Source organism: Brochothrix thermosphacta DSM 20171 = FSL F6-1036, assembly GCF_036884295.1.
Taxonomy (GTDB): domain Bacteria; phylum Bacillota; class Bacilli; order Lactobacillales; family Listeriaceae; genus Brochothrix; species Brochothrix thermosphacta.
Map to the genome: position 1 here is coordinate 822,970 of NZ_CP145608.1, position 19,777 is coordinate 842,746.

At 35.5% G+C, this 19,777-nt stretch carries 16 protein-coding genes and 2 pseudogenes; 15 read left to right on the plus strand and 3 right to left on the minus strand.

What is annotated here, in order from left to right:
• The first annotated feature begins 208 nt into the window (after positions 1-208).
• The 15 genes and pseudogenes from aroC to V6S17_RS04265 all read left to right on the plus strand — a co-directional run bounded on the left by aroC (position 209) and on the right by V6S17_RS04265 (position 17,861).
• Positions 209-1,378 carry a chorismate synthase gene (gene aroC, locus V6S17_RS04195; RefSeq protein ID WP_029091202.1) on the plus strand — a complete coding sequence of 390 codons (1,170 nt, stop codon included), beginning with the start codon at positions 209-211 and terminating at the stop codon, positions 1,376-1,378.
• Between the two features lie 2 nt (positions 1,379-1,380).
• Positions 1,381-2,460 (plus strand): 3-dehydroquinate synthase, encoded by a 1,080-nt coding sequence (gene aroB, locus V6S17_RS04200; RefSeq protein WP_029091203.1) that lies wholly within the window; start codon positions 1,381-1,383, stop codon positions 2,458-2,460.
• A 24-nt stretch (positions 2,461-2,484) separates the two neighbouring features.
• Positions 2,485-2,859: a chorismate mutase gene (gene aroH / locus V6S17_RS04205; RefSeq protein WP_051457360.1), complete on the plus strand. Its 375-nt coding sequence runs from the start codon at positions 2,485-2,487 to the stop codon at positions 2,857-2,859.
• 4 nt (positions 2,860-2,863) lie between these two features.
• Positions 2,864-3,970: a prephenate dehydrogenase gene (locus V6S17_RS04210; RefSeq protein WP_029091205.1), complete on the plus strand. Its 1,107-nt coding sequence runs from the start codon at positions 2,864-2,866 to the stop codon at positions 3,968-3,970.
• Between the two features lie 10 nt (positions 3,971-3,980).
• Positions 3,981-5,258: a 3-phosphoshikimate 1-carboxyvinyltransferase gene (gene aroA, locus V6S17_RS04215; protein ID WP_029091206.1), complete on the plus strand. Its 1,278-nt coding sequence runs from the start codon at positions 3,981-3,983 to the stop codon at positions 5,256-5,258.
• 660 nt (positions 5,259-5,918) lie between these two features.
• A pseudogene (locus tag V6S17_RS04220) lies at positions 5,919-6,596 on the plus strand (N-6 DNA methylase); the annotation flags it as partial.
• Entirely contained in the window at positions 6,586-7,833 is a 1,248-nt protein-coding gene (locus tag V6S17_RS04225) for a restriction endonuclease subunit S (protein WP_029091207.1), read from the plus strand. The pseudogene V6S17_RS04220 and the gene V6S17_RS04225, both read left to right, overlap by 11 nt.
• A gap of 3 nt (positions 7,834-7,836) precedes the next feature.
• Positions 7,837-10,917, plus strand: coding sequence for a type I restriction endonuclease subunit R (locus tag V6S17_RS04230; protein WP_029091208.1), 3,081 nt, complete (start codon positions 7,837-7,839; stop codon positions 10,915-10,917).
• A gap of 159 nt (positions 10,918-11,076) precedes the next feature.
• A pseudogene (gene rpsI, locus V6S17_RS04235) lies at positions 11,077-11,190 on the plus strand (30S ribosomal protein S9); the annotation flags it as partial.
• A 689-nt stretch (positions 11,191-11,879) separates the two neighbouring features.
• Complete coding sequence (locus V6S17_RS04240; protein ID WP_029091209.1) at positions 11,880-13,148, plus strand: tetratricopeptide repeat protein; 1,269 nt, start codon at positions 11,880-11,882, stop codon at positions 13,146-13,148.
• Between the two features lie 13 nt (positions 13,149-13,161).
• A complete protein-coding gene (locus tag V6S17_RS04245) occupies positions 13,162-13,710 on the plus strand; it encodes a YpiB family protein (protein ID WP_029091210.1) in 549 nt (182 codons plus the stop codon).
• A gap of 94 nt (positions 13,711-13,804) precedes the next feature.
• On the plus strand, positions 13,805-14,482 hold the full coding sequence (locus V6S17_RS04250) for a zinc metallopeptidase (protein WP_029091211.1): 678 nt from the start codon (positions 13,805-13,807) through the stop codon (positions 14,480-14,482).
• A gap of 1,239 nt (positions 14,483-15,721) precedes the next feature.
• A complete protein-coding gene (locus V6S17_RS04255) occupies positions 15,722-16,576 on the plus strand; it encodes an ABC transporter ATP-binding protein (RefSeq protein WP_080712889.1) in 855 nt (284 codons plus the stop codon).
• A 10-nt stretch (positions 16,577-16,586) separates the two neighbouring features.
• The gene (locus V6S17_RS04260) at positions 16,587-16,757 is read left to right on the plus strand and encodes a hypothetical protein (protein WP_154657730.1); all 171 of its coding nucleotides are present in this window, start codon (positions 16,587-16,589) and stop codon (positions 16,755-16,757) included.
• Positions 16,758-16,769: 12 nt separating this feature from the next.
• The gene (locus V6S17_RS04265; RefSeq protein ID WP_051457355.1) at positions 16,770-17,861 is read left to right on the plus strand and encodes an ABC transporter permease; all 1,092 of its coding nucleotides are present in this window, start codon (positions 16,770-16,772) and stop codon (positions 17,859-17,861) included.
• A 555-nt stretch (positions 17,862-18,416) separates the two neighbouring features.
• Here the strand turns inward: V6S17_RS04265 and V6S17_RS04270 are convergent.
• The 3 genes from V6S17_RS04270 to cymR all read right to left on the minus strand — a co-directional run bounded on the left by V6S17_RS04270 (position 18,417) and on the right by cymR (position 19,626).
• Positions 18,417-18,788, minus strand: a complete 372-nt coding sequence (locus V6S17_RS04270; RefSeq protein WP_029091213.1) for a hypothetical protein — start codon at positions 18,786-18,788, stop codon at positions 18,417-18,419.
• 115 nt (positions 18,789-18,903) lie between these two features.
• Positions 18,904-19,188, minus strand: coding sequence for a hypothetical protein (locus V6S17_RS04275; RefSeq protein ID WP_029091214.1), 285 nt, complete (start codon positions 19,186-19,188; stop codon positions 18,904-18,906).
• Between the two features lie 18 nt (positions 19,189-19,206).
• Complete coding sequence (cymR, locus tag V6S17_RS04280) at positions 19,207-19,626, minus strand: cysteine metabolism transcriptional regulator CymR (protein ID WP_029091215.1); 420 nt, start codon at positions 19,624-19,626, stop codon at positions 19,207-19,209.
• Positions 19,627-19,777: the final 151 nt, after the last annotated feature.

The window sequence follows — 19,777 nt, forward strand, 5'->3', positions numbered from 1 at the left end:
CGTAATCGTGAGAGAGTAGTAAAAAGCTAGCTTTTTGTTTATCTTCAGTCTGAAACCCAATGTATGAGTGCATTGGGTTCTTTTACATAATGAATTGTGAGATAATTGTGACAGTTATAAACTAAAAGCGTATGAGGTTGAAGTTAACGAAAATATATGATAAAATGCTAATATACTTTAAAGCGATAAAGAATAGGGAGTGTAAATAATGAGATATTTAACAGCTGGAGAATCACATGGTCCACAACTAACAACGATTATTGAGGGATTACCTGCAGGGTTTACAATATTGGCAGAAAATATTAACGTAGATTTAAAACGTCGTCAAGGCGGTTATGGCCGTGGGGGACGTATGAAAATAGAAAAAGATCAAGTTGCAATTACCGCGGGTGTACGTCATGGTAAAACGTTAGGTTCACCTGTAGCGTTAAGTGTAACGAATCTTGATTACCGTCATTGGTTAAAAGAGATGGGAAGCGAGCCAGTAGCTGATGATGTTGTTGTTAAACGTACTGTAACACGTCCACGTCCCGGTCATGCTGATTTGGTGGGTGGAATCAAGTATGGACACAGAGATTTGAGAAACGTCTTAGAACGCTCGTCAGCGCGTGAAACAACGATGCGTGTGGCAGCTGGTTCTGTAGCCAAACAATTACTGAAAGAATTAGGCATTGATGTGAGTAGTCATGTGCGTAAAATTGGTGGGGTGACTGCAACTGTTGATATTTCAAACCTATCAGCAATTGAAATTCAAGAACGAGCAGAAGCGTCAGAAACACGTACATTGGATGAAGAAGCCAACGAAAAAATGAAAGAACGAATGGACCAAGCACGCCGCGATGGCGATACTATTGGTGGTTTAGTTGAAGTGGTCATTGATAATGTGCCAGAAGGTATCGGAAGCTATGTTCACTTTGATCGTAAACTCGATGCCCGTATTGCAGCAGCTGTAATGAGCATCAATGCCTTTAAAGGCGTTGAATTTGGTTTAGGGTTTGAAATGGCAAACATTCCAGGTAGCCAAGTACAAGATGAGATTTTATATGATGAACAACAAGGATACACACGCGCAACGAATCACTTGGGTGGTTTTGAAGGAGGTATGTCGACAGGGATGCCTATCATAGTGCGTGGTGTCATGAAGCCGATACCGACTTTATACCGTCCGTTACAAAGTGTTGATATTGATACTAAAGAGCCGTTTAAAGCAAGTGTTGAACGTTCTGATTCATGTGCTGTACCAGCAGCAAGTGTTGTAGCAGAACATGTGGTTGCATGGGAAGTAGCCAATGCGATTTTAGAGGAGTTCTCGCATGCGACATTAGCTGATTTAAAACGTGAAGTTGACGCAAGACGTCAAGCAGCGAAGGAGTTTTAACGATGGTAGCTATCGAAGTGAACACAGCAACAGCAAATTATCCTGTCTTAGTAGGAAAAAATTGTTTGAACACTGAAGAAGCGACGATTAAAGCTCAATTATCAGGCTATTCAAAAGTTCTGTTTATTACCGATGAGAATGTCGCAGCACACTATGCACACGTGATGGTCACGTTGACTGAGGGATTAGATCAAACCGTCCCAGTTTATATTACACCAGCAGGTGAAGCCGCTAAAACATTTTCTGTCTATGAAAAAGTAATGACGCATTTGATTCAACAGGGTTTGGATCGTAAGAGTGTCATCGTAGCTTTTGGTGGAGGTGCCGTTGGTGATTTAGCAGGCTTTGTTGCCGCTTCATTCATGCGAGGCATCGATTTTATTCAAATGCCCACAACCATATTAGCACACGATAGTGCTGTAGGTGGAAAAACAGCCATCAATCACCCCTTAGGTAAAAATCTTGTGGGTGCCTTTCATCAACCGGTAGCTGTTTATTATGACACGGCATTGTTAGAAACCTTACCCGAACGTCAAATGCGTTCTGGTTTTGCTGAATTGATTAAACATGGTCTAATTGCAGATAATGTATTGTTAGAGAAAGTAATGACACAGTATCCGACAATGGCTTCGTTATATAAAAATGACATGACAACCTATTTGGAAGAAGGCATCCAGATCAAAGCGAATATTGTAGCTGTTGATGAGAAAGAACAAGGCATTCGTGCGCACCTTAATTTTGGTCATACGTTTGGTCATGCGATTGAAGCGGCTGGTAATTTCAGTCGTTGGTTTCATGGTGAGGCGATTATGGTAGGTATGAAATTTGCACTGTTATTATCGGAAGAAGTTACGGGATTACAATTTGAACGTGAGCGTTGGGAAGCTTGGAGTGAAACGCTTGGATATGACTTGAGTGTGCCAGACGATTTAACGTTCGAAGAATTGTTTAAAAGTATGTTACATGATAAAAAAACAACCTATCAGGCGATACATTTTGTCCTGTTAAATAAAATTGGTGAACCAAGTATCCATGTCGTTGAAAAAGAAATACTTCAGCGCGTTTTTGAAAAAATGAGATAATTGAAGGTAAAGAAAGAGGCGAAGATGATGATAAGAGGTATCCGAGGCGCAACAACTGTTGCAGAAAATAGCGTCACAGCAATTGAGGAAGCAACGATAGCATTACTGGAAGAACTATTCAGAGAAAACAAGTTAGAAGCGGATGCAATTACATCAATTTTCTTTTCGGCAACAGCCGATGTGAACGCCTGCTTTCCAGCAAAAGTTGTTCGCACCTTTAAGGGATTTGAATATGTGCCTGTGATTAGTATGGTTGAAATGGATGTACCAAAGGCTTTGCCACTTTGTATTCGCGTCATGTTGCACTGTGATACAACAATCGCACAGTCTGATGTTCATCATGCTTATCAAAAGGGTGCACAGCATCTTCGTCCGGATTTATCACAAAAAGAGGTGTAAAGGTATGCGAAAGAAATTATTAGTCATCGGTATTGGCTTAATTGGTGGATCGATTGCCTTAGCAGTTAAACGCGGGCGACCTGATGTTACAATTTTAGGCTACGATGCTAATCCAGAGACGTTATCAGAAGCGTTGCGATTAGGTGTCATTGATGAACGTGTTATCAATTTGGATGAAGCAGCGACGTCAGCTGACCTTATTTTGTTAGCGGCACCTGTGCGACAAACAAAACAATTAATTTCACATTTAGCACAATTACCCTTAAAACAGTCAGTGTTAATCACTGATGCCAGCAGTACGAAAACAACGATTGAAGCAGCAGCTAAAGAGCTGACAGCTAAAAACTACAGCTTTATTGGTGGTCATCCAATGGCAGGTTCACACAAAAGTGGCGTTCAAGCAGCTAAGGAAATCCTCTTTGAAAATGCACTTTACATATTAACACCAGCGGATGAACAAGCAGCAGCACGCGTTCCAGAGTTAGAAAACTACCTGGTTGGAACAAAAGCACATTTTTTAATTAGTTCAGCAAGTCAACATGATAAAATGGTAGGGATGATCAGCCATTTACCGCATTTAATTGCTTCAGGGCTCATCCAACAAACAGCCAAATTTACAGAGGAACTGCCACAAACAATTCAATTAGCAGCAGGTGGTTTTAGAGATGTAACCCGTATCGCTGCTAGTGACCCTAAAATGTGGACAGATATTACGATGGAAAACAGAGAAAACCTGATGCAGTTGTTAAGTTCGTGGCAAACAGAAGTTGGAGCCATTCAAGACTTGGTAGCGACCGGTAGCGAAACAGATATTTACCGCTTTTTCGACGATGCTAAACGTTACCGTGATGAGTTACCAGATAAACAGCGTAATGCGCTTCATTCTTATAGCGATTTAATGATTGATATACCAGATTACCCAGGGGTTATTTCTGAGGTGACAAGTTTATTAGCACGTGAAGAAATCAGCATTACAAATATTCGAATTATTGAGACACGTGAAGATATCATGGGTATTTTACAAGTGAGCTTCCAGTCAACTCAGGAACGCCAGCGTGCTAAATCAGTGATAGAAGCGACGACTAATTTTGAATGTAGTGTGCTAGGTTAGGAGCAGATAAATGAAAACAGTTAATGCAATTAAACAACTTAACGGGACCATTGAGGTACCCGGTGATAAATCAATTTCGCATCGCGCAATTATGTTTGGTGCTTTAGCAAATGGACAAACGACCATCGAACATTTTTTACATGGTGAAGATTGCCTCAGCACAATTGCTGTATTTCGTCAGCTAGGTGTTGCTATCGATGTTTCATCTGATAAAATCACAGTGCACGGGACTGGCATTGAGTCGCTTAAACAACCTTCAACTATTTTAGATGTGGGTAATTCAGGCACGACCATTCGTTTAATGATGGGAATTTTAGCAGGACGACCCTTTGTAAGCCAATTGACAGGTGACGCCTCTATTCAAAAACGACCAATGAATCGTGTCATCACACCATTAAAAACAATGAGTGCAGCAATCAGTGCTCAAGAAGGTGGCTTGGCACCAGTGACAGTTTCAGCTGTTGAGGCTATTACGGGCATTAATTATGATATGCCAGTTGCAAGTGCACAAGTCAAAAGCGCCTTGTTATTTGCAGGTATGCAAAGTGATGATGTCACAATTATTAATGAAAAAGAAAAATCTCGTGATCATACAGAGCGTATGCTGCAACAATTTGGTGGTGAAATTACCATCAATGGTTTAAGCATCAGTATTACAAAACAACCACCGTTACAAGGGCAAAACATCTACGTGCCAGGTGATATTTCCTCAGCAGCATTTTTCCTTGTTGCAGCAAGTTTATTAGCCGGTTCAAAGGTGACGCTTAAAAATGTGGGGATGAACCCAACGCGAACAGGTATCATTGATGTATTGCGTGATATGGGTGCCGCTATTGCTGAAACAAGTCAACCGACAACGGGTGAACCATTATCTGATTTGACTGTAAGCGCAGCGCCATTGAAAGCTACTGAAATTGGTGGCAGTCTTATCCCTCGTCTCATTGATGAGCTGCCGATTATTTCCTTGCTGGCCACTCAGGCAGAAGGAACAACAGTGATTAAAGATGCAGAAGAATTAAAAGTTAAAGAAACCAATCGAATTGATACGGTGGCAGAAGAATTAACTAAAATGGGTGCCGATATTACAGCGACACCAGACGGCTTAATTATTAAGGGGCCAACAGCGTTGCATGGTGCCACAGTTTCTTCACATGGTGATCATCGTATCGGTATGATGTTAGCAGTCGCAGGATGTATTGCGTCGTCACCAGTAGAATTAGAAGATGCAGAAGCCATTGCCGTTTCTTATCCCAACTTCTTTGAACACGTTGAACAATTAAGTAAATAATAATAAAAACGAATTCAACCAAGTTAAAAAAATCGTAAAGCTTCATATATTCTCAAAACGTTCATATTTTTTATATCAACGTTTTCAGGCGTTTCACAATTCACTTTGCGAAGCGTCTTTTTTATTATGCAATATATCAAATAAGTCGTTATTAATTCAGCTGCACTTTTGTTGCTTATATTGTTGCGAAAGTATGAGCTTACAAAGACAGCATGAGTGCTAATATGGGGCGGAGGTTTCCCAAGAAAATCAGTACCAGTCCATCAATTGAGTACCATTCCAAGTCATTCCTCATGTGAGGGAAGCTTTCTGCGTGTGACTCCTTATCCTCCTCGCTCCGCTGTGGGGTATTCGGACGCCACTTTTCCCGCTAGAGTCCCCCTCACAACCGTCATGACTGTACATGTTTATGATTAAAGCTAAGTAGAATTCGATTGCAGAAATTTTTTTGATAATTTTAATTTTGTTGTTGCTGACATCGTTGCTTATTTATTCGCTTACGAAGACAGTATGGGACGGAGATTTCAGGAGAAATTGAGTACTATGCAATCAATCGTTTCAAGACATTTTCCATTTATTTGAAAGATGTCTTTTTTTGTTGAAAAAAATAGTCTATTTTGAGTTGGAAATAAGAATTTGTTTCTTGCCAACATTGATTGAGGACAAGAAAAGTTAGTCGAAGATTCTCGATGGAAATACGGAACGCCACCTAAAAATAATGCCAACTATGCTTGGATACAACACATGGCATCAAAATTAGCACCAGAAGGTACAGCAGGCTTTGTTTTAGCAAATGGTAGTATGTCTACATCAACGAGTGGCGAATTTGAGATACGTAAAAACCTTATAGACAATGACATGGTGGAATGTATTGTAACGCTACCTAGTCAAATGTTCTATTCAACACAAATTCCAGTTTGCTTATGGTTTATTACGAAATCTAAGACTAAGAAAAAAGAACGTAATCATCCAGGTGAAATATTGTTTATTGATGCCAGAAATGAAGGGTTCATGGCAGATAGAACGACTAAAGAGTTTAGCAAAGAAGATATTAATAAAGTAGCAGATGTTTATCATGCATGGAAAGGTACTTCTGAAACAGACTATCAAGATATAGCAGGATTCTGTATGTCTGCTTTATTAGAAAAAGTTCAAGAACATGATTATATATTAACGCCTGGTCGTTATGTCGGATTAGAAGATGAAATCGAAGATTCAGAACCATTTGAAGAAAAGATGGAACGCTTAACAACGACTTTGTCGGAACAATTTATTAAGTCCCATAAATTAGAGGAAGATATAAGAAAAGCTCTAGGGGGAATTGGATATGAAATATAAGATTAAGGATGTAGTTAATTTAAATCATAGTTCAATAAAGAAAGATGAACTGACTAATATTTTATATTTGGACACCGCTAATCTAAACCAGAATACAATAAATGAATTAACAGAATATAATTTTGTTATAGATAAAGTCCCGAGTAGAGCAAGGAGAAAAGTTAATAATAATGATATTTTATTGTCAACAGTGAGACCTAATCAAGAACATTATGGTATTTTAGATAATCCTCCGACTAATTTAATAGTATCGACAGGCTTTGCAGTATTATCACCAAAAAAAGATATAGTAAATCCTAATTATTTATATGCTTACTTAACTCAAAGAAGAATAACGGATTATTTGCAAATAATTGCAGAAAATAGTACGTCAGCTTATCCTTCTATAAAGCCTTCTGTTATTGCAAATTTGGATATAGAATTACCCAGTATGGAAAAACAAAATTCTATTGGGGAATTTTCAAAAAGTTTGGAAAATAAAATTAAATTGAACAACCAAATCATATCCACCCTAGAAGAACTAGCCTCAACCCTATTCAAAAGATGGTTTGTAGATTATGAATTCCCAGATGAAAATGGTAATCCATATAAATCAAGTGGTGGGAAGATGATAGAGAGTGAGTTAGGTGACATACCAGAGGTATGGGAAGTATTAAATTTAGCTGATGTATCGGAAGACATAATTACAGGAAAGACCCCTAGTACCAAAGAAAAAGAAAACTACGGTGATGAGATACCTTTCATAAAAATTCCTGATATGCATAATAATACTTATGTTGTTAATACAGAAAGTTCTCTTTCTTCTCTCGGAAGTAGTCTGCACCCTAAAAAACTATTACCTAAAAATACTATTTGCGTTAGTTGTATTGCAACGCCTGGGCTTGTATCCATTACATCAGAAGAAAGTCATACCAATCAACAAATAAATGCAATATTACCAAAAAAAAATGATTTATATTTTCTATACTTGAATATGAAGTCAAAAAGTAATTTAATTAAGGAGCTAGGGAGTGGGGGCAGCACTACTTTAAATTTAAACAAAACCCAATTTGGAAAGATTAAATTAGTATACCCGCCAGAAATCATTAAAGAGACTTTTAATGATTTCTGTTCTCCACTATTTTTAAAAATTTTATTACTTAAGAGGAGTAATAATCAGTTAGTAAACCTGAGAGATTCTTTATTGCCTAAGTTGTTATCAGGTGAAATAGAAATACCACAAGGTGAGGATGTGTAATTTTTGGCAGAAGAGTATGTATTTAATGAAAATGAGTTAGAACTTGTTGCATTACGTTGGTTAGAAGAAGTAGGCTATACTTCTGTATCTGCAAAAGAACTAGAAGATAGTGGGATGTCTAAACGCAACGATTATAAAGAAGTCGTGTTGAAAGACCGTTTACAAGAAGCATTAATTACAATCAATCCCAACATTTCAATAGAAGTAATCGATGAAGCTCTTAAAAAGATAACAGTTCCAGAGCACCCAAACATGGAAGTAAACAATCAGACTTTCCATAAATATATTACAGATGGCATAGAGATTCAAACTAGAGAAAATAATACGAACGTTACTAAACGAATCCTATTATTTGATTTTAATGAACCAAGGAATAATGATTTTTTAGCAGTCAATCAATTTATAGTGGAAGAAAACAATCAACGTAAACGGACAGATATTATTTTATTTATTAATGGATTACCACTTGTTCTATTTGAATTGAAAAACGCCACTGATGAAGCAGTTGGCACTTCTGATGCCTACAATCAACTACAAACTTATAAACAAGAAATACCATCTTTATTAACCTTTAATGAGTTCATGGTCGCAAGTGATGGTGTTCATGCTAAAGTGGGCACATTGTCAAGTAATGAAGAACGCTTCATGGTATGGAGGACAATTGATGGTCAAATTGAGTATGGAACAGCCAGTAGTCAATTAGAAGTTTTAATTAAGGGGATGTGTAATCCAGAAGTATTATTGGACTTAATTCATCATTTTATTTTGTTTAAAACAGATGGTGATAAAACAATTAAGATTCTTGCTGCTTATCATCAATATCATGCTGTCAATAGTGCTGTTGAAGAAGCCAAAAGAGCTGTTAGTTCAGAAGGTGATAACAAGATAGGTGTTATTTGGCACACACAAGGCTCAGGTAAAAGTTTATCTATGGTGTTTTACACAGGAAAATTGGTTCAAGAGCTTAATAACCCAACCATTGTCGTTTTGACAGATAGAAATGACTTAGATGACCAGCTGTTCTTAACTTTTAGTCAATCTAGTGATTTACTAAGGCAAACGCCTAAACAAGCCAACAATAGAAACGATTTAAGAGAGTTATTATCCGTTAACGCAGGTGGGGTGATTTTTAGTACCATGCAAAAGTTCTCCCCAGAATCTGGCAATCAAATGGATGTTTTAACTGATAGACGGAATGTAATTGTGATGGCAGATGAAGATCATCGTTCACAGTACGGTTTTAGTGCCGATATTAAAGAATCAGACGGAACTATCAAATATGGTTATGCCAAATATCTTAGAGATGCCTTACCTAATGCTTCTTACATAGGATTTACAGGTACGCCAATATCTAGTACCGATAAGTCAACTAAGGCTGTTTTTGGTGATTATATTGATGTGTATGACATGACCCAATCTGTGGAAGACGGAGCAACGGTTAAAATTTATTATGAGAGCCGTATTATTCCAGTATCATTACCAGAAGACTTAGAAATAGATGATTTAGTAGAGGAAATCGTAGAAGGACAAGAAGATACCATTGCCTCTAAATCTAAAGTAAAATGGAGTCGAGTCGAGGCCATTACAGGTGCACAACCACGATTAGAACAATTGGCAAAAGACTTTGTGACACACTTTGAAACAAGACAAGAAGCTTCCTTTGGTAAGTCGATGATTGTGGCAATGTCTAGACGGATTGCGATTGATTTGTATCAAGAAATAATTAAGTTACGTCCCAAATGGCACTCAGATGATGATGACAAAGGCAAGATTAAAATTGTAATGACAGGTTCGAGCAGTGACCCTGATTACTGGCAACCATTTATTGGCAATAAGTCAAGACGTGATAAATTGGCTACACGTATGAAAGATGATTCTGATGAACTACAAATTGTTATTGTACGGGATATGTGGTTAACAGGCTTTGATGTGCCTTCAATGAACACGATGTACATTGATAAGCCAATGCAAGGACACAATCTCATGCAAGCAATAGCACGTGTAAATAGAGTATTTAAAGATAAAACAGGTGGCTTAGTGGTCGATTATATAGGAATAGCACCTAAACTTAAATCAGCCTTACAAGAATATACACCAAGCGACCAAGCACAAGCGGGGATAGACACTAAAATTGCGGTTAATCTAGTCAAAGAAAAATATGACCTAATTACCAATACAATCATAGATAAATTTGATTATTTAGAGTTTAACTCATCAGACCATGTTAAAAAGTTAACAGTAATTACCAATGCAGCTAACTATATATTAGGGTTAGATGATAAAGAAGAAGTCAAACGATTCAAAGACCTAGTAACTGAAATTACAAGAGCCTATGCGTTATGTGTAACCGAGGAAGAGGTTCAACAGTATAATGCTGAAATAGCCTTCTTTAAAGCGGTTAAAGTTTACCTAATAAAATTGAATTTTGTAGATGGAGTAAAATCACCACAGCAGATTGATGAAGAACTTAAACAGTTAATTTCTAAATCTGTTGTGACAGAAGATATTGTGGATATATACGAATCATTAGGACTAGAAAAAGCTGAGCTATCAATTTTATCTGATAAGTTCCTAGAAGAAATCAAGGAAATGCCACAAAAAAATCTAGCACTACAGCTATTAGAAAACTTATTAGCAGGCAAAGTAAAGTCAATTCAACGCACCAATATTGTGCAAGCTAAAAAGTATTCAGACCTACTTCAACAATCGATTGATAAGTACAATTTAAGAGGAATTGATTCAGAAATTGCTATTCGAGAATTGATTGAGTTAGCAAAAGAAATGAAGAATATGAAAGAAGAAGGCGAAGAATTAGGCTTAACGGTAGAAGAAAAAGCCTTTTACGATATCATATCTAAAGATTCCGAAGTAGATAAACAAGTACTTAAAGATATTTCAGTGGATATTGCTAAAACAGTCAATGACAATATGACGTTGGATTGGACAAAACGTGCTTCTGAAAAAGCTGGAATGAGAGTAGAAGTAAAAAGGCTACTAAGAAAACACCAATTCAAAGCTAGTCCTGAAACAATTCAATTAGTAATTGAACAAGCGGAATCAATGGCAGGTAATTTAACAGAATAAACTAGTCTATAGGCTATATAAAATGTTATTTAAAAGCTATTGTGACGGTTGAAATTGGGTCTTTAAAAACAGTCTATAACTGTTAAAAATGTCATTTAATAAGAAATCGTGAGAAGTTCAAACAAGTATTTGAAATCAGAAAAAGCCTATTAAATAAGCTTCCGTTCAGCACTTAAATCTAAAGGTTTACTTACTCGTGACTCACGTATGGTTGAGCGTAAAAAACCAGGTCTTAAAAAAGCCCTTAAAGCAAGTCAATTCTCTAGGCGTTAATTGCTGGATCCGTGGTGAATTCATTCGTTTACGATTACAGTATAGGACGGAGATTTTAGGAGGAATTGAGTACCATTAAATCAATCGTTTCAAGATATTTTCCATTTATTTGGACTCTGTGTCAAATAGTGTTGGTGAGAAAAATTGCTAATATCGTAGCGAAGTCATGAGCGTACGAGAGTAGTATGGGACAGAGCGAAAGCGCCAATCCATTCTATTAAGTTAAGAAGCTTTTTGGATTGTAGATTAAGTTCTACAATCCTTTTTTATATGATTAATTAGTGAAACAGAGAAGAATGATACTTTCGGAAATTAGTGCAATTCTTGCAACCAAAACTAACATGTTTGATAAGCTTAATCTTGTTGTTGCTACTATCATAGAGAAGTTAGTAGTATGGGACGGAAGTTTCGCCAGAAATTGAGAGCCATTCATTCTATCTATCTCGGTTGAATAATAATAGACGAAACTCGTGTGAATATTTGTGTAAGTGATATAGGCTCTTTTTCAAATAGCGAGCAGCACAGTTATATTTCTATTTTTTTTGCTTAAAAATAGTGTTAGTGACTTATTCCGTCATGAATACATAATTTATAAAGTTTTTTTATTTGTCCACAAGCAATCACCAGTCATTTATTATGTATATATGGTACAATTAATAACCATGAGTAAGAGAAAGGATTTGAAAACAATGGCATACGGTTTAAAAATGATAGAAGCGTTACATAACGAGGATTTAGAAGGGGCACATGCTTTATTGGATCAGGCAATTGAGAATGATTCAGATGAGGAGCATTTTGACTTAGCAGAACAACTTTTACAACTAGGGTTCTTAGATGAAGCAGAGGCATTATATGGCACATTGCTTATTAATTATCCTGGTGAAGGTGAATTGCTTGTTGCCCTTGCTGAAATCAGTGTTGATCGCGACGATGAAGATACAGCTTTAGCTTATCTTGAACAAGTACATCCAGAAGATGAAAACTACCCACGTGCATTATTGGTGTTAGCAGATTTGTATCAATCACAAGGTTTATTTGAAGTGACTGAACAAAAATTACAAGAGGCAAAAGATATGTTACCAGAAGAGCCAATTATCGATTTTGCCTTGGCAGAACATTACAATCAAATGGGACGTTTTTCAAATGCAATTAACCATTATAATGCAGTAAGTGAAGCGGGTATTGATGAAATATCTGGCGTATTAATGCATCAACGATTAGCAGAATGTTACAGTAGTGGGGGTGCCTTTGAAGAAGCGATTCGTCACTATGAAGAAGCTTTGGAACAACGTGCCAATACGGACACTTTATTCGGTTTAGCGTTTACAGCTTATCAAGCACATAAGATGGTACGTGCGATTGAAGCGTTTAACCAACTTAAAGAATTAGATCCAAACTATACATCGTTGTATCCATATCTAGCGAAAGCTTACGAACATGAAAATCGCTTAGTAGAAGCATTTACAGTGATTAAAGAAGGTACAGTGTTAGATAACTTTAATAAAGAGTTATACTATGAAGGTGGAAAACTCGCATTGAAATTGGATGATGAAAAAGCCGCTGAAAAATATTTGCGTGAGACACTTGTACTAGATCCACACTTTATGGAAGCCGCATTAACGTTGAATAAATTATTCTTAAAACAAGAAGACTACCCAGCAGTAATCGATTTAAGTGGTTGGATGGAACAAGAGAACGAAGAAATTGATCCACAACTAGATTGGGATATGGCTTTAGCACATAAAGAGTTAGAAGAGTATGATAAAGCAGGTAAAGCTTTTGAGAAGGCATTGACACGTTATCAGGATAACCCATTATTCTTAAAAGACTATGGTTATTTTATGCGTGAAGAAGGAAATGTTAAACGAGCACTTGAATTATGGAATAAATACCTCGGTTATGAACCGGAAGATGATGAAATTATTCAAGAAGTGAGTTATTTAAACGAAAGAGAATAAGGAGTGTTGTATTTTGAATATAACAACGGCTGAAAAACGCGACTTTTTAACATGGTTTCTGCAGCATTATCGTGTACATATTCCAGAGGTCATTATCTTGTTAGATTTTTTGAAAAACAATGATGAAGTATTGGAATCTGTCCATTTTGTCAATGATATTACACGTTGTGAACGCGCGATGATTGTTTCAACAGATAATCTTGATCAAGAGCCTTTTTTGTTTTTTAAGAAGCACTTGGTTACAACTGATCCTCAAAAAGCATTTCATGATATTAGAATGCATCCAGAACAAGCGATCTATGTACAAGTTGATTTTCCTCATGCATTAACATCGCCAGAATATGTCGGCGTTAAGGAAGACAACCCGTATCAAATGATGCAAACCTTATCGAATGCTGAGCGAAGTGAAGTCAACACGTTTATCAGTGAAACATTACGTCAGGAAAGAATTGCTGATGTAACAGAATTGATTAATCAAGCCTTGGACGAAGGTAATCTTGACGATTTTAACGAGTGGACACGTGTTTTAAAAGAATTAAAAGAAATTTCACTTGCAAAGTAATGAGATTTAGCAATTGAGCCCTTTATTGATTGCGTATAAAGGTCAAAGTATGTAAAATATAAGGTAATACTAAAAACAAATGGGAAGTGAAAATATGGGAGCTTATTTAATTTATTTTGTGTTTATTATGATTATTCCACTCTGGGCACAATTCAGAGTGAAATCAACTTATGCAAAATATCAAAAAGTACAAAACCGCACGGGAATGACCGGTGAACAAGTAGCACGTCGTATACTTGACGAAAATGGTTTGTATGACGTAACAATACATGCTGTTAAAGGTCATTTAACAGATCATTACGATCCAAGTAAAAAAGGTGTCTTTTTATCAGAAGATAATTATTTTGGAACAACAATTGCTGGAACTGCCGTAGCAGCTCATGAGGTTGGACATGCAATTCAAGATGCTCAAAATTATAACTTTATGCGTGTACGTTCTGCACTTGTACCCGTAGCAAATTTAAGTTCTAATATGGCTTATGTGTTCATTTTAATTGGTATTATTTTTACAGCGCTTAACAGTTTCTTGTTAATTGGTATTGCTTTGATGGCTGCAGGTGTTCTTTTCCAATTGGTAACATTACCAGTTGAGTTTGATGCATCAAGCCGCGCGTTGAATCAATTAGTCTCAACAGGCATATTGCAAAGTGATGAAGAACCTCAAGCACGAAAAGTACTTAGTGCAGCAGCAATGACTTATGTTGCAGCAGCAGCAGTTGCAGTAATGGAACTATTACGTCTATTGCTTATCTACTTAGGTCGTCGCGATTAAACATAATAAAAGAGAGTAACGCTCATTGAGTGTTACTCTTTTTTTTGCTCAGTTTCAAATAGTGTTGCTATTCAAAATCCAGCAAAATAAGTTACTTAGGCAGCTATCTTTTTGTAGCTGTTTACTTTAATCATTCATCTTGCTGACATCATGACGATACATTTTTATTATTGAAGCCAAGTAGAATTCTCACGACAGTTTTTACAGAAGCTTTTGTTTGGTGCGAATAACTGAGAACATATTCTTTGAGATGATATCTACTACTAACTAGGAAGCATATCAATGATTTCATTATTTTTAGCATCTGTAAAAAAATCTTATCTCACTGTCGGCACTTTTACTGATTTTAATTTATATATTGAAAGGTGATATGTTAAGAAGGCTTATATTATGGTTACTATTATAATTCCTCCTTTGGATCGGCTCAGCGACTTTATTTTAAAGAAAATTTATAAATGTCGTCTAGACTATAGATTGTAGAGTCTGAATTATAAATAGGAGTACATCGAAGTGTTATTTACTTAATCTTAAATATTGATTAAGTGATTTATCGATTTAAATATACCTAGTCATATAGTTTTTTTCAAGGATAACAGAGTTACATAGTTTTTTTAAATAATCTTTAATATTCATTTGTTTTTCAAAGAAAGTGAAAATATAGATATATAGTTTTTTGTCTGTTTCAAAATAGTTATTTGTAGTTCTTTGAATATTAAAATATGGTATTATAGATACAGTCATATTTAAAATTTTAATGTAAAAAGGGAAGGTCTTATATGTGTTTTAAAAGATGATGATTTTATATGTTACGTTTAATTGGTATAGGAATAGCTATAGCCTTGGATTATCGATTATCTACACGAATTATTTCAAACAAATAATTCAAAGCTAGAGATTATTGTATATAGTGAAAATACTTTGGTGAAATGAAAAGTTTCCCTGAATTACTTAGTTTCACCAAACATTAATAAGTATGAAAAAATACTCTCCATTCGTCAATTATTTGATGGGTGTTTTGTTGAATAATAACCCAAATGAAGTGGGCGGTTATAAAAAGAAGGGACTCATATACTTTAATATGAGTAGATATTTAGGATGTCGCAGTGATGACGTGGACCTAAATATTAAAGAACTAATAAATAGCCAAAGATAGGAGTTGTTATTTTTGAAACGAAATGTTCTTGAAATTACAAATCTGAAAAAAAATATGCAGACACTCACGTGGTGAATATTTCAAAAATGACATTTGAAAAAGGAAAAATGATTGGTGTTCTTGGGCCAAACGGTGCCGGTAAATCAACTTTAATTAAAATTTTGATGGGTTTAACTCAATTTGATAATGGTGAAGTTCTTTATAATGGTAATACGAATTTACAAAAAGAAATTTTAGGTTTAGTACCACAGGATTTGGCACTGTATATGGAACTAAATGCTTATGAAAATCTAACTTTTTTTGGTTCGCTTTATAACAATAAAGAACAAGATTTAAAGCAAACTGTTAAACAGATGATTCAAAAAATAGGGTTAGAAGATAAAGCGAAAAAAACAATTAAAACCTATTCTGGTGGTATGAAGCGTAGGGTGAATATTGGAGCTGCCTTAATTCATAACCCTGAAATTATCTTTATGGATGAACCAACAGTCGGTATTGATCCTCAATCACGCAACAAAATTTATGAAATAATTGAAGAACTAAAAAAAGCAGAAAAAACAATAATTTATACTACGCACTACATGGAAGAAGTCGAAAAAATGTGTGATTATATTTATATTTTAGATGAGGGTGAAATTATTAAAGAAGGCGATTTATCGACGTTATTAAAACAAATAAATAATGGTGTGATAGAAGTCGTATTCGCTGATGCTAATGCAGATGTAATCTTGGAGATATTAAATACTTATAGTGCAGTTGATTTAGTAAAGTACGATGATATGAAATATACCTTGTTAATAAAAGATGAACTACAAGTAGTTACAGCAGAACTAATGTCACTATTTAAGCATGAAGATATTGTCATAAGAGATTTCAGCTTTCACAAACCAAATCTTGAAACGTTATTTTTGTTAATAACAGGCAAAACACTAAGAGAATGAGGTGCAATTTATGAAGTGGTACTCTATCGCAAAAAAAGATATCAAGTTGATGTTGAAAGATCCGAGTGCAATTGTGGTCTTACTCCTTTTACCGATTATGTTTATTACAATAATGAGCCTCGCTCTTAGTTCAACATATGGAAGTGTAGATGCACCGATAGAAATAGTTTACTTGGATTAAGATCAAACTAAAATGTCAGATAAATATATTAATAGGCTTCAAAAAATAGATGGTATTATGTTGAAAAAAACAGTCAGTGAAAAAGAGGGCAAGAAGCAAATTGATAAAGGTAAATATCCAATGTTTTTAATTGTACCAAAAGCATTTTCTGAAGAACTATCCAAAAATGGATCAATAACATTGAAAATTTATAGTGATTCTATGCAAAAATCAACAGTTGGTATTTTTGAACAGACAATTAGAGGTATATCCAAACAGTTTGAATTAGAATCTCAACTTGAACTCTATGGTGTTTCACAAGAAAAAATCATTGGAAATTATTTGAATGGCAAGATTAAAGAGCTAGAGAATAGATTTGACACACAGAGTTATTTAGCTAGTAACACTGATAATTTAGTAGATGGAGGTTTATCTGAATCAATCAAATCTTCAATGAATAGTATTCTTAAAAAAAATGTTATTAAACAAGAAGCGCGAACCAATAATTCTAGCATAGTAGAACCAGATACTTTTCAACAAAACGTACCTGGATACACTGTTATGTTCGCTTTTTTTATTATTATGTGGGCAGGTAAATCCTTTTTATCAGAAAAAAACAATGGGACTTGGGATAGACTCATGATTTCTAATATATCAACGGCAGAAGTATATTTGGGTAAATATGTCCCTAACTTTCTAATTGGTTTATTGCAAGTGACACTTTTGTTTTCGTTTGGTCACTTTGCCTTCGGTATGGGTCTGGGGAGCTCTCCTATTTCTGTGGGGATACTTAGCGTTGCATTGATTATTTGTAGTACATCTTTAGGGATGTTGATTTCCTCCATCGCTAAAACAGATTCACAAGTTACAGGCGTATCATTATTTATCGTTTTAACATCAGCTGCTATAGGTGGAACAATGGTACCTTTAACGGTTATGCCTGACTTTATGCAAAAAATAGCAAAGTTTGTACCTCAATCTTGGGCGTTAGAGGGATATCAAAACCTAATAGTAAGAAATCAAGGGTTCCAAAGTATTTTGCCGAACATTTTGGTATTACTTTCTTTTTCGTTAGTGTTTCTAGTTGTAGCGTTTGTATTTATTAGAAGAGCTATAAAAAAATAAGACGGTGTTTTGAATGAAAATACATTATTAGCGATAGCAAATATATCCGCGATAGAACCTGACAGAGTTGCTTTTCTTACGAGTAATAGAAAATGGACTTACAGTGATATATGGATTAATATAAAAAGAATAGTTTCTTCGAGTAAAACATACTTCTTGGAAAATGATGACATCATACTATTCGATAAAACAGAATCTATTTTAGAAAATAACTTTCCAAAATCTGTGTTGCTTCAAAAAGAAATCACTCACCAAGAAAATCATTGAAATATTGTGCATCAGTTGAAGTGTTTTTGAGTTACGTAAATTAAGAGGAATTGTCCATCTTAAATGGATGATTCCTCTTATAGTGTTACTCATAGTTAGTAATATAAAGGGATGGTACATGGAATGGTACTCGGACTTGAAGGAATGGTACTCTTAAGACATTAACATAATGATTGGTACTCGCTGTCGCTGCGTCCCATACTACTCTCGTAAAGCGGATAAATCCGCTACGATATTAGCAGCAGCAGCAAAAAAAAATCATGGCGATTATATCCCATGATTTTTTCATTATTTAATTAGGGCGATTTTTTGAATTTTCACATCATTTACAAGGATGTTTCCATTACTTTCGTTTGACCAAAAAGGACCTTGTAATCGCGCACGTTTCTTATCAGAAAGAATATGTTTTTCTTTGTAAGAAACTTCTACTTCGTAGCGACGATTGATTTTTATAGCATCCCATGTTTTTTTATCAACACTAAAAACGAAATGTTCACTTCCAGCACCTTCAATTAGTCCTGAAATTTGTTTTGTTGTATCCTTTTCTTGTACAAGCATGACAAATGTTAAATCAACACGCTTTGAACTAAATTGTTGGAAAAGGAAAAAAGCACCAATGAGTATAACGAAAACAATCGTTACAATCGGAAATCGTTTCATAATGTATCACTCCAGTCGAAGAAGGCATAGCTCATTCTTTACTTATACGTTCACCCTTTATTATATAGAGGTATTGTGTAAAAGACAAAGGATAACTAGTGAGCTGTTAGACCACTCATTTTTTATTCTTGTCAAAAATGTCTGAAGCAATCATTACTAATAAGATACTGAAAAGAGCAGCCCCAAAAAACATTGATCCTAATTGTCCATATAAAAAGTTGTTGAAACTACTTTGGAAAATAGATAAAGCCAAGAAAATCAAACTGGTTATGACAAATACAGCAGGCATCAGCAGTAAAAAACGGTTTTGTAAAAATTTAAGCTGCAATGCCGTTAGTAAAAGCGCAAGGGCATATATGCCAATTAGTGCAAACCAAAAATAAGTAAAAGTAGACGTCATAGTTATCGTCCTTTCTCGCTAAATATAGAACATGTACCCTGCAGGACCTTCAGTTTCTTTATAGTTAGCAAGATCCTCAATTGTCGTTGAATCAAGTACGTCTTTCACAGCATCGCGGATACGTCCCCATAAATCACGTTTAGCAGGTTCTTCATTTTCCATACCCTCAACGAGAGATATTGGCCCTTCCAACAAACGAATCACATCGCCGGCAGTAATTTCAGAAGGCTCCTGTGCAAGTATATAACCACCATAGGCACCACGAACCGAACGTACGATTCCAGCATTTCGTAAGGGTGAAATAAGTTGTTCAAGATAATGCTCACTTAAGTCGTGTGTTTTTGCAATCGTCTTTAACGAAGTAGGACCTTGTCCGGTGCGTTTTGCCAATTCAATGACAATAGTTAAACCATAACGTCCTTTTGTTGATATTTTCAAAAAAATAACCTCCTACACAATATTGTATCTATCTAAAATTATAACATAAATATTGTGAGGTCAAGCAATCATTAACTATACAATAAATCTTAGATAACCTCTAAAAAGGAAGCTTGCTGTAATATGTGATAAAATGGAAGAATATGACATT

Coding starts and splice junctions, on each gene's coding strand:
- aroC (WP_029091202.1), top strand. CDS start 209: ATGAGATATTTAACAGCTGGAGAATCACATGGTCCACAACTAACAACG.
- aroB (WP_029091203.1), top strand. CDS start 1,381: ATGGTAGCTATCGAAGTGAACACAGCAACAGCAAATTATCCTGTCTTA.
- aroH (WP_051457360.1), top strand. CDS start 2,485: ATGATGATAAGAGGTATCCGAGGCGCAACAACTGTTGCAGAAAATAGC.
- V6S17_RS04210 (WP_029091205.1), top strand. CDS start 2,864: ATGCGAAAGAAATTATTAGTCATCGGTATTGGCTTAATTGGTGGATCG.
- aroA (WP_029091206.1), top strand. CDS start 3,981: ATGAAAACAGTTAATGCAATTAAACAACTTAACGGGACCATTGAGGTA.
- V6S17_RS04225 (WP_029091207.1), top strand. CDS start 6,586: ATGAAATATAAGATTAAGGATGTAGTTAATTTAAATCATAGTTCAATA.
- V6S17_RS04240 (WP_029091209.1), top strand. CDS start 11,880: ATGGCATACGGTTTAAAAATGATAGAAGCGTTACATAACGAGGATTTA.
- V6S17_RS04250 (WP_029091211.1), top strand. CDS start 13,805: ATGGGAGCTTATTTAATTTATTTTGTGTTTATTATGATTATTCCACTC.
- V6S17_RS04255 (WP_080712889.1), top strand. CDS start 15,722: ATGACATTTGAAAAAGGAAAAATGATTGGTGTTCTTGGGCCAAACGGT.
- V6S17_RS04260 (WP_154657730.1), top strand. CDS start 16,587: ATGAAGTGGTACTCTATCGCAAAAAAAGATATCAAGTTGATGTTGAAA.
- V6S17_RS04265 (WP_051457355.1), top strand. CDS start 16,770: ATGTCAGATAAATATATTAATAGGCTTCAAAAAATAGATGGTATTATG.
- V6S17_RS04270 (WP_029091213.1), bottom strand. CDS start 18,788: ATGAAACGATTTCCGATTGTAACGATTGTTTTCGTTATACTCATTGGT.
- V6S17_RS04275 (WP_029091214.1), bottom strand. CDS start 19,188: ATGACGTCTACTTTTACTTATTTTTGGTTTGCACTAATTGGCATATAT.